Below are 12441 nucleotides of genomic sequence, written 5' to 3'. Positions count from 1 at the left end.
GCGATCGCCGCGCCCACCCCGGTGGGGTGGGCGCGGCCATCACCACATGTAGGGCACGAGGCGGTAGCGCGCTTTCTGCGCGTATTCGCGGTATCCGTCCAATTGTTCGACCAGTAGCTTCTCTTCATCGCGGATGCGGACGACGAGCATCAGGAGTCCGGGGAGGACGGGCAGGAGCCCCCAGTAGGACCCGAGCGCGAGCGGGAAGCCGACGATGGTCAGTACGTTGCCGGTGTACATGGGGTGGCGTACGAGCCCGTACAGGCCCGTGGACACCAGCTTCTGGTCCGATTCCACCTGAACGGTGGAGGCCGCGAAGCTGTTCTGGATGACCACCAGGCTCGTGACGCCCAGTCCGACGGCCACCAGGACATCACCGGCCACGCAGATCGCCGGCGGCACCGAGGACCAACTGAAGCGATGGTCGAGGCCGCTGACCACCACCATGGCTGCCAACGAGGCGTACCACCCGGCGATGAGGACCTTTTGCAGCGTGCGGCTTTCGGCGGCCGGCCCGGCGCGTTTGCGACGTTGATGCGCCGCGGGGTCCGCGCGTTGCAGGTAGATGCTCGGGATCCAGGTTGAGAGGGCGAACACCACCAGAAAAGCCCAGGCTTGCCAGTAGTCGAATGTTCCCGCGAGCAAGAACAGCACCAGGCCGAAAACGATGAGCTCAACGAGCCCGAATCCGACTACTCTCGCAACGGCTTTCACGATCCTCCTGTCGTCCGCCGCGGTATCGACCGCCGGCGGGCGCAACGCAGCGCACGGCTCAACCTACCGTCGGGCACCTACCAGGCGGGTGTGTTTGGTCCCAAGCTACGACCGAGCGGTGCAAGCGCTTTCCGCAGGACTAGTGCCGCCACCCGTCGACCGCGGAGGCCATGCGGGCGCACGGAGGAGCGGTACTGAGTGTCCCACCGGCAATGCTCGGCTACGGCGGATTGATCCGGGCTGCGGTCATCTGCAAGACCAGGGCGGTGAAAGTACTGAGCACGCTGTCGTCGCCGCGCTCATCGGGCATCTCCCCGCCGCGCTGTCCGTCTGCGCCACTGCCTTCCAATGACGGTGTGGTGGCCATTGCATCCGCCGGCATTTCGGGTCCAGTTCTGAGCTGCTGACCATGGACGTTCGCAGTACTTCGTGAGACGCGCCGGAACAGCAGGACCTCGGCGCAAACGATTCTTCGAGCAACGACCACGACCAGGATCTACCATTCGCAGCATGAGGGGCGACGTCGGCGACGGACCTCGGAGCTTGGCGAACTTTGAGTCCATGAGGAAGCTGCTGATCATGCTGCTGGCCAGTAGCGGTATCCCATTGGGGGTGCCTCCTACCGCACGGGCGGACTGCTGCGAGAGCGAGTTTGATTGGGCAATCCCGTACGTGGATGCGCTGAGGAACCACGACCTCGGATACCTCGTCGATAGTCGCGGTATCCCGACAGCTCTGGCAGCCGAGGCGGTATGCAAGGGGTCGTCGGCTCGCGGCATCGCTGATGAGTACGACTTCGGCCTCGCTACCGCCGAACAGATCGCGCGTGCTGTCTACATAGACGTCTGCCCGGACATGGCACCGTGACGCTGCGCTGCTTCTGCGTCGGCTGGCGTGGCGCACAGAGCAGGCAGGAGAACGTTCTGCCTGTTCCGGTCAGATAAGACTGGGTCGCCATCCAACAAAGAGGGGCGCTGACGGATTTTCGCCGTAGGTAACAGAACGGAGAATTGACATGGCTTGGATGAGGACTTTTGTGAGTGCAGTCGCGTTGAGTAGTTTCTTCGCCCTTGCATCCTTGCCGATAGCTGCGGCGGAGACGCCAGGTGAGGCGTTTTGCACGGAGAACCAGCGCCACCTCAAGAATTCCAATGGGGAGATGCCGTTCAATGTTGACGAGGCTGTCGCATGGCTGACGCAGCAGTTCAACATGTCTGAGACCGAAGCCGTCCGTCTCGTCGACAACGTGGGGGAGACGTACTGGTCAGACATGAACGGGAGGTGGGAGGTCAGGTGCCATGGTCAGTAAAGCACGTCGGCCAAGAAGGTGTTCTGTACTCATCGGACGCCCCGCAGCAATCTCGATCCTGCGGGCCGACTGCGGCTTGAGGTTGTGTGCACGGCGGGCGTGAAGACCTACGTTCACGTGCCGGTCCCTGGTGCCCTCGGTGAGATTCGAACTCACACTGTACGGGTTTTGAATCCGTTTCCTCTGCCAGTTGGGATACGAGGGCGTCCCGATCGGTACTGCGGCTTTACACCATAGAGGATGGCCGTTGCCTTTCCGTGAGCGGCTGTGAGTTCGGCTCCCATTAGGCAGCCTCGCCTTGCGGTGAGGCGGTCCCCGTCTGATCCACGATGTGGTGGTGCGGGGTTGACGCTTCATCGCCGGCTGCGTCACCCGCTGGTGCGGGGTCGGTCTCACGCGTGGCTCCACGTCCTGCCACCGGGCCACTCCCGGCGGGACTCTGTTCACCCAACACTGTGGGTACGCCGAGTCGGGCGAGGTTGATCGCAGCACCCAGATCACGATCGATCCGCATACCACAGCCGTCACACTCGAAGACTCGATCGGCCAGCGTGAGGTTTGACTTTCGCCTCCCACAGCCCGTGCACATCCTCGACGACGGAAAATACCGGTCGACTTCCTCCAAATGAGAGCCGTACCAACGAGTTTTGTAGCCGAGCATGCGACGGATCTCGGCCAGGGCAGCATCAGCCAAAGCGCGATTCAGCCCCTTCTTGCGGGCCCCACCGGCGGTGCGCATACCCGCCGCGTTCAAGGTTTCGACCACCACCACATCGTGCTGCTGGGCCAGGGCGGTGGTGGCCTTGTGCAGCACGTCGCGACGCACCGCCGCGGCATGGGAGTGCGTGCGGCCGATCCGGGCCTGGGTTTTGCGCCACCGCTTCGACGGCGTCCGCTTGTCCTTGGCAGCTGGATCGTAGGGCCCCCGCTGGCGGGCCGCCCGGCGCTGCAGGGCCCGCAACCCGGCTTGCGCCGCGGTCAACGACTTCGGCGCGCCGATACGCTCGACTTCAACACCGTCGGGCGTGGCGACCACCAGTAGGGCATCGGCTTTCACCCCGACATCGACACCAACCACAGGATGGGCCGACCGGCGTGCGTGCGTCGGCCGCGTCTTGGCCTCGACAATCACCTGCAGGGCGCAATGCCAGCGCCCGGCGCTGTCGCAGCGCACGGTGGCCGACAAGATCCGCGCGGATCCCGCCTCGACCCGGCGGGCCAGCTTACGGGTCGACTCATGCGTCCGGACCGTACCCAGTCGCGGCAGGGTGACGTGGCGGCGGTCGGCCTCGACCCGGATGGCCCCGGTGGTGAACCGCACCGACTTCTGGCTGCGAGCCGATTTGAATCGGGGAAACCCGACCGCCGGTCCGGCGCGCTGGCCGCGCCGCGATGACGACCAGGCGTCCAGCCCCCGTGCCAACCCGTCCAGGCCGGTGTTGTAGGCCTCCTTGGAGTTCTCGGCCCACCACGGCGCACACGACGGCTTACGTTGATTCCAGACCTTGCGCAGCGCTGGCAACGACCAACTCAGCACCGGGCTCAACTCAGAGTCGGGCATGCCGTAGGTGCGCTCGGCTGCGCGCTGATCCATCACCGCCTTCACCAACGCCAGCATGTGGTTATGGGCGAACCGTGCCGCGCCCGCATGAGAAGCCAACGCCCGCAACTGTGTTGGGGTCGGATCCAATGCGAACCGGTATGCCTGTGCCGTCCACCCCGGGGGGATCTCGAACCTAGCCATCGACACCAGCCTCGGCATTCTTGGCTGCTGTCACCGCGCGCGCAGTCTGGTTCTGAACGCCCCGTCGGCGGTAAAGGCGCACGCACATCACGTCAGCACCTCGATCATGTCGCGAACCAGATCGCTGAGGTTTCGTCCGGGTCGGTGAGGATGACCTTGCGGCGTAGCACAGACAACGCGGCGTCGAGGTGCTCACCCCCGAAGCGTGCCAACCGGCCACGGTGTTCCACGGCAACCACGAAAGCAGACGGGTCCGACAAATCCTGTGCACCTTCGGCCTTTAACCGTTCAGGCCTGACCCGACCTCGGTAACAACTTCACCAATGACGTGACCGTTCGAGGTAGCCCAATCAGCCAGTCAGGCGACCTGCCGGTCCGGATCCAACCGCTGATCCGACGAACACACCCGCGCAGGTACGACTGTGCGATCGGCCCCGGCCACCGGAGCATCTGACCCAGATCATCCCCGACCCGACCGGCGAACAGGCACCGGCATACGATCCTCACGGAACCACCGGTACGCAGTCGGCGGATGCAAACCGTTGCCACGTGCCCACTCCAACCTTCAAGCGCCTTACTCAAACGCACGTTCGATCACGAAGCTCACACATTTGATCGAGCAGCTCATAACCCCGCGCTCGCCGAACGGCGGCCTCCACGACACAATGTTCTCCATGACCGGGTCACCGAAAGACGCTGACAGTCCCCGCCGCGTGCTCATCGCCGAGGACGAGGCGCTCATCCGCCTCGATCTCGCCGAGATGCTCCGGGATGAGGGCTACGAGGTCGTGGGTGAGGCCGGTGACGGACAGGAGGCCGTCGAGCTCGCCGAGTCCCTGCACCCTGACCTGGTGATCATGGACGTCAAGATGCCTCGGCGCGACGGGATCGACGCGGCCTCGGAGATCGCCAGCAAGCGCATTGCCCCGATCGTCATCCTGACCGCGTTCAGCCAGCGTGAACTGGTCGAACGTGCCCGTGATGCCGGGGCCATGGCGTATCTGGTCAAGCCGTTCAGCATCACCGACCTGGTTCCTGCCATCGAGGTGGCGGTCAGCCGGTTCAGCGAGATCGCCGCGTTGGAGAACGAGGTCGCGACGCTGGGGGACCGGTTGGAGACCCGCAAGCTGGTCGAACGGGCCAAGGGTTTGCTGCAGAGCAAACACCAGATGACCGAGCCCGAGGCCTTCAAGTGGATCCAGCGGGCCGCGATGGACCGCCGGACCACCATGCGGCGGGTGGCCGAAGTGGTGCTGGAAACGCTGGAAGAATCCGAGGAAGCACCCGCTCCGGAGAACTGACCGACCGGCCCGGTTGTTAATTGTGGGTTTCTGCCGGGCCGAAATTCCGCGTTCAGGCAGCACACGCGCAAGAAGCCTGACTCAACATCCCGCGCTCGGGCCGGTGGTTGGCTATGTTCTACCCGAAGCTCCGGCGCCCCGGCCTCGCAAGGTCAGGGCGTCGGTACCGCTGACAACTCTGACCCGGAGGTGAAGCGTGCGCGGTCGCGTGGCACGGAAAGCATTTGCTCTCGGAAGTGCGGGTGTGGTTGCCCTGGCGATTGCCGGCTGTGACCAGTCCTCACCGGAAGGCGGGGCATCGCAGACCAATTTGAAGATCGTCGAGAAGGTCCAGATCGACGAGAACGGTGCCGAGATCAAGGCCGCCCAGGACGTCGCGCCCGCCGAGCCCGCCGGCGACGGCAAGGCCGTCTGCCCGCCCGTCATGCTCGGCATGATGGGCGCGCTCAACGGCCCGGACGCTGCCCTGGGTATCAACATCAAGAACGGCGTGCAGCTCGCTGTCGACAAGCACAACGCCGCCAACGCCGGCTGCCAGGTGCAGCTCAAGAGCTTTGACACCGAAGGCGATCCGCAGAAGGCGACCGGCGTGGCGCCGCAGATCGTCGACGACGCGATGATCATCGGCCTCGTCGGACCGGCGTTCTCCGGGGAGACCAAGGCCACCGGCGATGTGTTCAACCAGGCCGGACTGGTTGCCGCCACCGCTTCGGCCACCAACGTCACGTTGAGCGAGAACGGGTGGCGGACATTCTTCCGAGGCCTGGCCAATGACGGCGTGCAGGGTCCCTCGGTGGCCAACTATCTCAAGAACACGCTGGGCCACAAGAAGGTGTGCGTGGTCGACGACAGCACCGATTATGGGCTCGGATTGGCCGAGGCTGTGCGTGAAACCCTTGGCCCGGTTGCCGATTCGTCGTGCAACATCTCGGTGAAGAAGGGCGACAAGGAGTTCTCGGCCGCGGTCACCCAGATCAAGAGCGCGGCCCCGGATTCGGTCTTCTACAGCGGTTACTACTCCGAGGCCGCACCGTTCGTGCAGCAGCTCAAGGACGGCGGGGTGACGGCGACGTTCGTCAGCGCCGACGGCACCAAGGATCAGCAGTTCGTCAACCAGGCGGGCGAAGCGTCGAAGGGTGCGTTGCTGTCCTGCCCGTGTGGCCCGGCCACCGGGGCATTCGCCGACGAATACACGAAGAAGTTCGGCCAGGCGCCCGGCACCTACAGCACCGAGGGCTACGACCTGGGCACCATCCTGCTCAAGGGCATCGACTCGGGCGCCATCACGCGGCCGGCGATGCTCGACTACGTCCGCAAGTACGAGGGCCAAGGTGTGGCGCGCAAGTACCAGTGGACCGACAAGGGCGAGCTCACCACGAACTTGATCTGGATGTACGAAGTCCAGTAGCCCCTTGAGCGAAGCGCGTCCGAGACCGTCCCCAGGACTCGGACGCGTTTCGCTTCACACCCTTGAATCAGGAGCCGCCGCCGGATGATCCACCAGTGCGTCGAGCAGTCCACCTGTCTGGCCTCCAACATCAGTTTCAACCTGGATGGATTGCAGGACCGATTTCTCCAACTGACCGTCGACGGGCTGTCTTGGGGTGCGATCTATGCTCTGGTGGCAGTCGGCTACACCCTGGTCTTCGGCGTCCTGCGGCTGATCAACTTCGCCCATTCCGAGATCTTCATGCTGGGCATGTTCGGGACGTACTTCTGCCTCGATGTCATCTTGGGTTTCACGCCCGGCACGCCGTACGACAAGGGCGTGATGCTGACGGTGTTCTACCTCGGCGTTGCCATGGTCTTTGCGATGCTGGTCTCCGGAACGGCGGCCGTGGGTCTCGAATTCATCGCCTACCGGCCGCTACGAAAACGCAACGCCCGCGCATTGACATTCCTCATCACCGCGATCGGAATGTCTTTCGTGCTACAGGAATTCGTGCATTTCGTGCTACCGAAAATCTTGAAAGGCTACGGCGGCACCAATGCCCAGCAGCCCATCAAGCTGGTCCGGCCGACGATACAGTTCACGCTGTTCGAAGGCACGAAGTTCGAGGCAGTGATCACCAACGTGACGCTGGTGATCATCGGTGCGGCCCTGGTGGTCGCGCTCCTGACCGACATCGCGATCAACCGCACCAAATTCGGGCGCGGAATCCGTGCGGTGGCGCAGGATCCGACCACGGCCACGCTGATGGGGGTCTCCCGGGAACGGATCATCATGTCCACGTTCCTGCTCGGCGGTCTGCTGGCCGGAGTCGCCGCGCTGCTGTTCACGCTGAAGGTGCCTCAGGGCATCATCTACTCGGGCGGATTCCTGCTCGGTATCAAGGCGTTCTCGGCGGCGGTGCTCGGCGGCATCGGTAATCTCCGGGGCGCACTGCTGGGCGGTCTGCTGCTGGGCATCATGGAGAACTACGGGCAGGTGGTATTCGGAACGCAATGGCGTGACGTCGTGGCGTTCGTGCTGCTGGTGCTGGTGCTGTTGTTCCGGCCGACCGGGATACTCGGTGAGAGCCTCGGGAAGGCACGGGTATGAGCGAGCATCACGGTGCAGAATCGGCCGGTTCGGTGACCAGGACGCTGCTGGCCCCCGGCGACGCCATCCGCGAATACTGGTCCACCCTGCCGCGGGCCGTGAAATGGGTTGCCGGCGTGGTGGGTTTCGGGCTCCTGGCACTGCTGCCGTTGTTCACCCCGAGCTTCCTCAACACCCCTGGCATCAGTTTCGGCGGCACCATGGCGCAGTTCGCGATGATCGCCGTCATCGCGATCGGCCTCAACGTCGTCGTCGGTCAGGCCGGCCTCCTCGACCTCGGCTATGTCGGTTTCTATGCTGTCGGCGCCTACACCGTCGCTCTGTTGACCAGCCCCGACAGCCCCTGGAACAAGGTGGGCCCCGACGGCTTCTTCAGCAAGGACTGGGCGTGGCTGTCCTGTGTGCCGTTGGCGATGGCTGTCACCGCGCTGGCCGGGTTGATCCTGGGGACGCCGACCCTTCGGTTGCGCGGCGACTACCTGGCCATCGTCACCCTCGGCTTCGGCGAGATCATCCGGCTGCTCGCCGACAATCTGTCCGACATCACCAACGGTTCGCGCGGGCTCAATCAGGTCGCCTACCCGCGGGTGGGGGAGAGCGAGAAGCTGCCCAACGGCGTGTTCTCCAGCGGTAACTCGGTCGGCGAGGCAAACTATGGCACCTGGTGGTTCTGGCTGGGTCTGATCCTGATGATCGGCATCCTGCTGTTGGTCGGCAATCTGGAACGCAGCCGGGTCGGGCGCGCCTGGGTGGCCATCCGCGAGGACGAGGACGCCGCAGAGGTGATGGGCGTCAACACCTTCCGGTTCAAGTTGTGGGCCTTCGTGATCGGCGCCGCGATCGGTGGGCTCGCGGGTGCCCTCTACGCCGGGCAGGTCCAGTACGTGGCACCGCCGACGTTCAACATCATCAACTCGATGTTGTTCCTGTGTGCGGTGGTACTCGGCGGACAGGGCAACAAACTCGGCGTGATCTTCGGCGCCTTCATCGTCGTGTATCTGCCCAATCGCCTCCTTGGGGTCGAGTTCCTCGGGATCAACCTCGGTGACCTGAAGTACCTGTTCTTCGGTCTGGCGCTGGTGGTGCTGATGATCTTCCGGCCGCAGGGACTGTTCCCGGTGCGCCAGCAGCTGTTGACCTACGGCAGATCGGCCCGGCAGTTGTTGCGCGGCGCCACGGACAAGGAGCCCGTGGGATGAGCGAGCCCATGCCCGGTGTGACCGAGAGCGTCGAGGAGCTGGCCGGAGTTCACCGTGACATCCAGGCCGCCGAAGGTGAGATCCTGCTGGAGACCCGGGATCTCACCGTGAAGTTCGGCGGACTGGTGGCCCTGGACTCGGTCAGTTTCAACATCCGCCGCGGCGAGATCCTCGGCCTGATCGGACCCAACGGTGCGGGTAAGACCACATGTTTCAACGCGATCACCGGCGTGTACCGGCCGAGCTCAGGGTCGGTCGTGTTCGACGGCGCCCCACTGGGCCGCATCAAACGCCACCAGATCACCCGCCGCGGCATCGCCCGCACCTTCCAGAACATCCGCCTCTTCGGTGAGATGACCGCACTGGAGAACGTCATGGTGGGAACCGATGCGCGGCACAAGACCTCGGTGCCGGGTGCCTTGGTACGGTCCCCGCGACACGGTCGCGAGGAGCGCTCGGCGATCGAACGCGCCGTGGCGTTGCTGCACTTTGTCGGGATCGCGCATCGTGGTGAAGAGAAGGCCAAGAACCTTCCCTACGGCGATCAGCGCCGCCTCGAGATCGCCCGGGCGCTCGCCACCGAGCCCAAGCTGCTGTGCCTGGACGAACCCGCCGCAGGGTTCAACCCGGCCGAGAAAGAGTCTCTTATCGAGTTGATCCGCAAGATCCGCGACGACGGCTACACGGTGCTGCTGATCGAGCACGACATGCGACTGGTGATGGGCGTGACCGACCGCATCGTGGTGCTGGAGTTCGGCCGCAAGATTGCCGACGGCCTACCGTCGGAGATCCGTGAAGATCCGCGTGTGATCGCCGCCTATCTGGGGGTACCCGATGACAACATCTCCTGAATCGTCACCGACGGAGGCCAGTCGCCCGGTGTTGCTTGAGGTGCGCGACGCGGTGGTGCACTACGGTCGCATCAAGGCGCTGCACGGAGTTTCGCTCGTCGTGCACGAGGGGGAGCTGGTCACGCTGTTGGGCTCCAACGGCGCCGGCAAGACCACCATGATGCGCGCGATCTCTGGCCTGCGGTCGCTGACCTCGGGCTCGGTCTGGTTCGAGGGCCGCGACATCTCGCGTGTGAAAGCCCACCAGCGCGTCATCGACGGGCTGATCCAGGCTCCCGAAGGGCGCGGGGTCTTTCCCGGTATGACCGTGGTGGAAAACCTGGAAATGGGTTGCTATGGGCGCAAATTCGCGTCCCGCGGCGAGCACGACGAACGGTTGGACTGGGTGTTCACCACGTTTCCGAGGCTGGCCGAACGGCGTTCCCAGGTGGGCGGCACCCTCTCGGGCGGGGAACAGCAGATGTTGGCCATCGGCCGCGCCCTGATGTCGCGGCCCAGGGTGCTGCTCCTCGACGAGCCGTCGATGGGGCTGGCACCGATGGTGATCTCACAGATCTTCAAGATCATCTCCGAGATCAACACCAGGGGCACCACGGTGCTGCTGGTCGAGCAGAACGCCCAACAGGCGCTGAGCCGCTCGGACCGGGCCTACATCCTCGAGACCGGCAGTGTCACCCGCACCGGTGCTGCGCGGGAATTGTTGGCGGACGACAGCATTCGCGCCGCCTATCTCGGCGTGGCCTGACCCCCAGGTACCGCGAGCGTGCGGGTCTGCCGGCGACACGCCGCGCGGATTCGGCATTTGTGCACATTCACGGCACGCTGGGCTGGTGATGGTAGGCAAATCGATCGCGCTGTTCCTACTGGCCGCGGTGTTGGAGATCGGCGGGGCCTGGCTGGTGTGGCAGGGCGTACGGGAGCACCGCGGCTGGGTGTGGATGGGGGCCGGGGTGATCGCTCTCGGCGCGTACGGTTTCGTCGCGGCGTTTCAGCCCGACGCCCACTTCGGTCGGGTGCTGGCGGCCTACGGCGGGGTGTTCATCGCCGGATCGTTGTTGTGGGGCATGGCCGCCGACGGCTTCCGGCCCGACCGCTGGGATGTCACCGGCGCACTCGTGGCACTCGCCGGCGTCGGCCTGATCATGTACGCGCCGCGCTGAGTCCGTCAGCCCAGATGGGCGCTGTCGTCGTCGAGATCATCGCGACGCAGGCCCATCGGCGTGGCCGCCGGCACGTCACCAGCGGCCACCACCTGGCGGGTGATCGGCGTCAGCGTCGCGAACAGGGTGCTGATCTCCTCATCGGACAACGCGTCCAGCGCCGCCACGGACAACTCGTCGGTACGGTCTTCAACCACCTGCTTGACGTCGCGTCCGGCGTCGGTGAGCTCGCCCTGGCTGTCCAACCAGCCGCGGGAACGCAGTCGCTCGACGTAGAACTCCCACTGCTCGTCGTCATAGTCGCGGCTGCGCATGATCATCTCCCGCGGCACCCGACCGGCCGCGGCATGCAGGACATTGCTTTCCCGGCCGCTGATCCCCTCGGCGACCAACACGGCGATGTGGGAGTCACCGCGTTGCTCGCGTAGCAGGGTGACGGCATGCCAGAGTTTCGCGATCGGTTCCTCGGGCCACGGCAAGGCCCGGTTGGCGGCGTAGAGCGGCCGTCCCTCCAGCGGTGCCGTGCCGGCCGCCTTGGCGGTCAGCTCGGCGGCCCGACGAGTGGATTCGGATTCCGCCACCCCGGAGCGACGCAGCGCCGCGACAGCTGTTTCCGATCGCATCTGGAGAAGCGTTGCCGGACTGGCTATGTCCCAGACCGCCGGTAGCGCCTTGGCAACTCGCTCGGCGGTGAAGTTGTAGAACGCGGCCGTCACGACTTCTGGCGCCACGATGCCCAGTGGAGCCGAGCGGCTGGCGAAGTACCCCAGCCAGAAGCCGCGGTAGCCCGCGGCGTCCAGTGCCGCGCGGGGCTCGGGGGCGAAGTAGGTGACTCCGTGTACCGGCTCCAGCCGCTCGAAGAAACGACGTGCCAACGCGGGAGTGCGACTCATTCCATCAGTTAAGCATCGGGGCTGACCGGATCGATCACCGCCGTGGCGGCCTCGTCGATGATCGCCCGCATCGCCCGTTCCGCGGCGTCTTCGTCGCGCAGCCGGATGGCCCGGGCGACCTCGTCGTGTAGCTCGATGGCGGCCGGGTTGGGGGAGTGCGGCATCAGTCCGTGCTCGGTGCGCCCGGCCAGGACCTCGGCCACGACGTCGTTGAGCGCGCGGAACATCTCGTTGCCGCTGGCCTCGAGCAGCGTTTGATGGAAAACCTTGTCCGCCAGTAGGTATGCGTCGAGGTTGCCGGATCGCCCGTGTACCACCATGTCGGACACCGCGGCGGCCAGGACCCGGCATTGATCCGGATTCGCCCGCCGGGCGGCGAGTGCCGCGGCAGTCGGTTCGAAACCCCGTCGCAGCTCTGAGAGTGATGCCAGCAGCGCTGCCCGGTCGCCGGCCTGTAGGCGCCACCGAATCAGCCTGGGGTCGAACACATTCCACTTGCGTGCCGGCTGGACGGTGATCCCGACCCGGCGTCGCGATTCCACCATGCCCATCGACTCGAGCACCCGGATCACCTCGCGCGCGACGCTGCGGGACACCTCATGCTCGGCGCTGAGCCGGTCCAGGGTCAGCACCTGCTCGGCCGCCAGCTCGCCGGAGACAATTCCGGTGCCGAGCGAGGTGAGCAGGCTGGCATGCAGCGCGCCGACGTTTGAGGGCGAGGACACGGT

13 protein-coding genes, 1 tRNA gene and 1 pseudogene are annotated in these 12441 nt (G+C 65.2%); 8 read left to right on the top strand and 7 right to left on the bottom strand.

Annotated elements, in window-relative coordinates:
• Positions 1 to 39 precede the first annotated feature (39 nt).
• Together AB0876_RS11375 and AB0876_RS11370 are read right to left on the bottom strand one after the other, a co-directional pair.
• Entirely contained in the window at positions 40 to 714 is a 675-nt protein-coding gene (locus tag AB0876_RS11375) for a methyltransferase family protein (RefSeq protein WP_491839208.1), read from the bottom strand.
• A 220-nt stretch (positions 715 to 934) separates the two neighbouring features.
• Positions 935 to 1096, bottom strand: coding sequence for a hypothetical protein (locus AB0876_RS11370; RefSeq protein ID WP_491839209.1), 162 nt, complete (start codon positions 1094 to 1096; stop codon positions 935 to 937).
• Positions 1097 to 1275: 179 nt separating this feature from the next.
• Here AB0876_RS11370 and AB0876_RS11365 point away from each other — a divergent pair, with 179 nt between their 5' ends.
• A complete protein-coding gene (locus AB0876_RS11365; RefSeq protein ID WP_491839210.1) occupies positions 1276 to 1581 on the top strand; it encodes a hypothetical protein in 306 nt (101 codons plus the stop codon).
• Positions 1582 to 2151: 570 nt separating this feature from the next.
• Here AB0876_RS11365 and AB0876_RS11360 read toward each other — a convergent pair.
• The 3 genes and pseudogenes from AB0876_RS11360 to AB0876_RS11350 all read right to left on the bottom strand — a co-directional run bounded on the left by AB0876_RS11360 (position 2152) and on the right by AB0876_RS11350 (position 4329).
• Positions 2152 to 2228, bottom strand: a tRNA-Leu gene (locus tag AB0876_RS11360).
• A gap of 78 nt (positions 2229 to 2306) precedes the next feature.
• The gene (gene tnpB, locus AB0876_RS11355) at positions 2307 to 3767 is read right to left on the bottom strand and encodes an IS607 family element RNA-guided endonuclease TnpB (RefSeq protein WP_526042017.1); all 1461 of its coding nucleotides are present in this window, start codon (positions 3765 to 3767) and stop codon (positions 2307 to 2309) included.
• A pseudogene (locus tag AB0876_RS11350) lies at positions 3760 to 4329 on the bottom strand (IS607 family transposase). The gene tnpB and the pseudogene AB0876_RS11350 overlap by 8 nt, the downstream one beginning before the upstream one ends.
• A 112-nt stretch (positions 4330 to 4441) precedes the next feature.
• Here AB0876_RS11350 and AB0876_RS11345 point away from each other — a divergent pair.
• The 7 genes from AB0876_RS11345 (at position 4442) to AB0876_RS11315 (ending at position 10820) form a co-directional block, all read left to right on the top strand.
• Positions 4442 to 5068, top strand: coding sequence for a two-component system response regulator PdtaR (locus AB0876_RS11345; RefSeq protein ID WP_491839213.1), 627 nt, complete (start codon positions 4442 to 4444; stop codon positions 5066 to 5068).
• A 196-nt stretch (positions 5069 to 5264) separates the two neighbouring features.
• Positions 5265 to 6476 carry a branched-chain amino acid ABC transporter substrate-binding protein gene (locus tag AB0876_RS11340; protein WP_526042016.1) on the top strand — a complete coding sequence of 404 codons (1212 nt, stop codon included), beginning with the start codon at positions 5265 to 5267 and terminating at the stop codon, positions 6474 to 6476.
• Positions 6477 to 6560: 84 nt separating this feature from the next.
• The gene (locus AB0876_RS11335; RefSeq protein WP_526042015.1) at positions 6561 to 7610 is read left to right on the top strand and encodes a branched-chain amino acid ABC transporter permease; all 1050 of its coding nucleotides are present in this window, start codon (positions 6561 to 6563) and stop codon (positions 7608 to 7610) included.
• Complete coding sequence (locus AB0876_RS11330) at positions 7607 to 8809, top strand: branched-chain amino acid ABC transporter permease (protein ID WP_526042014.1); 1203 nt, start codon at positions 7607 to 7609, stop codon at positions 8807 to 8809. Before AB0876_RS11335 ends, AB0876_RS11330 begins: the two co-directional genes overlap by 4 nt.
• Complete coding sequence (locus AB0876_RS11325) at positions 8806 to 9660, top strand: ABC transporter ATP-binding protein (RefSeq protein ID WP_491839217.1); 855 nt, start codon at positions 8806 to 8808, stop codon at positions 9658 to 9660. The genes AB0876_RS11330 and AB0876_RS11325 overlap by 4 nt, the downstream gene beginning before the upstream one ends.
• Positions 9644 to 10405 carry an ABC transporter ATP-binding protein gene (locus tag AB0876_RS11320; RefSeq protein ID WP_491839218.1) on the top strand — a complete coding sequence of 254 codons (762 nt, stop codon included), beginning with the start codon at positions 9644 to 9646 and terminating at the stop codon, positions 10403 to 10405. The genes AB0876_RS11325 and AB0876_RS11320 overlap by 17 nt, the downstream gene beginning before the upstream one ends.
• Before the next feature lie 88 nt (positions 10406 to 10493).
• Positions 10494 to 10820, top strand: a complete 327-nt coding sequence (locus tag AB0876_RS11315) for a YnfA family protein (protein WP_491839369.1) — start codon at positions 10494 to 10496, stop codon at positions 10818 to 10820.
• A 5-nt stretch (positions 10821 to 10825) separates the two neighbouring features.
• Here AB0876_RS11315 and AB0876_RS11310 read toward each other — a convergent pair whose 3' ends face one another.
• The gene (locus AB0876_RS11310) at positions 10826 to 11713 is read right to left on the bottom strand and encodes an SCO6745 family protein (protein WP_526042013.1); all 888 of its coding nucleotides are present in this window, start codon (positions 11711 to 11713) and stop codon (positions 10826 to 10828) included.
• Between the two features lie 8 nt (positions 11714 to 11721).
• Positions 11722 to 12438: a FadR/GntR family transcriptional regulator gene (locus AB0876_RS11305; protein WP_491839220.1), complete on the bottom strand. Its 717-nt coding sequence runs from the start codon at positions 12436 to 12438 to the stop codon at positions 11722 to 11724.
• Positions 12439 to 12441 lie beyond the last annotated feature (3 nt).

Source organism: Mycobacterium sp. NPDC049093 (assembly GCF_040704635.1).
In the GTDB taxonomy this organism is placed as follows: domain Bacteria; phylum Actinomycetota; class Actinomycetes; order Mycobacteriales; family Mycobacteriaceae; genus Mycobacterium.
The sequence above is the reverse complement of the archived record's forward strand: the minus strand, read 5'-3'. Positions and strand labels throughout refer to the sequence as shown.

What these genes read in the sequence shown, in the direction of transcription:
- AB0876_RS11370 (WP_491839209.1), bottom strand. Translation starts at nt 1,096, where the DNA reads ATGCCGGCGGATGCAATGGCCACCACACCGTCATTGGAAGGCAGTGGC.
- AB0876_RS11365 (WP_491839210.1), top strand. Translation starts at nt 1,276, where the DNA reads ATGAGGAAGCTGCTGATCATGCTGCTGGCCAGTAGCGGTATCCCATTG.
- tnpB (WP_526042017.1), bottom strand. Translation starts at nt 3,767, where the DNA reads ATGGCTAGGTTCGAGATCCCCCCGGGGTGGACGGCACAGGCATACCGG.
- AB0876_RS11345 (WP_491839213.1), top strand. Translation starts at nt 4,442, where the DNA reads ATGACCGGGTCACCGAAAGACGCTGACAGTCCCCGCCGCGTGCTCATC.
- AB0876_RS11335 (WP_526042015.1), top strand. Translation starts at nt 6,561, where the DNA reads ATGATCCACCAGTGCGTCGAGCAGTCCACCTGTCTGGCCTCCAACATC.
- AB0876_RS11330 (WP_526042014.1), top strand. Translation starts at nt 7,607, where the DNA reads ATGAGCGAGCATCACGGTGCAGAATCGGCCGGTTCGGTGACCAGGACG.
- AB0876_RS11325 (WP_491839217.1), top strand. Translation starts at nt 8,806, where the DNA reads ATGAGCGAGCCCATGCCCGGTGTGACCGAGAGCGTCGAGGAGCTGGCC.
- AB0876_RS11320 (WP_491839218.1), top strand. Translation starts at nt 9,644, where the DNA reads ATGACAACATCTCCTGAATCGTCACCGACGGAGGCCAGTCGCCCGGTG.
- AB0876_RS11315 (WP_491839369.1), top strand. Translation starts at nt 10,494, where the DNA reads ATGGTAGGCAAATCGATCGCGCTGTTCCTACTGGCCGCGGTGTTGGAG.
- AB0876_RS11310 (WP_526042013.1), bottom strand. Translation starts at nt 11,713, where the DNA reads ATGAGTCGCACTCCCGCGTTGGCACGTCGTTTCTTCGAGCGGCTGGAG.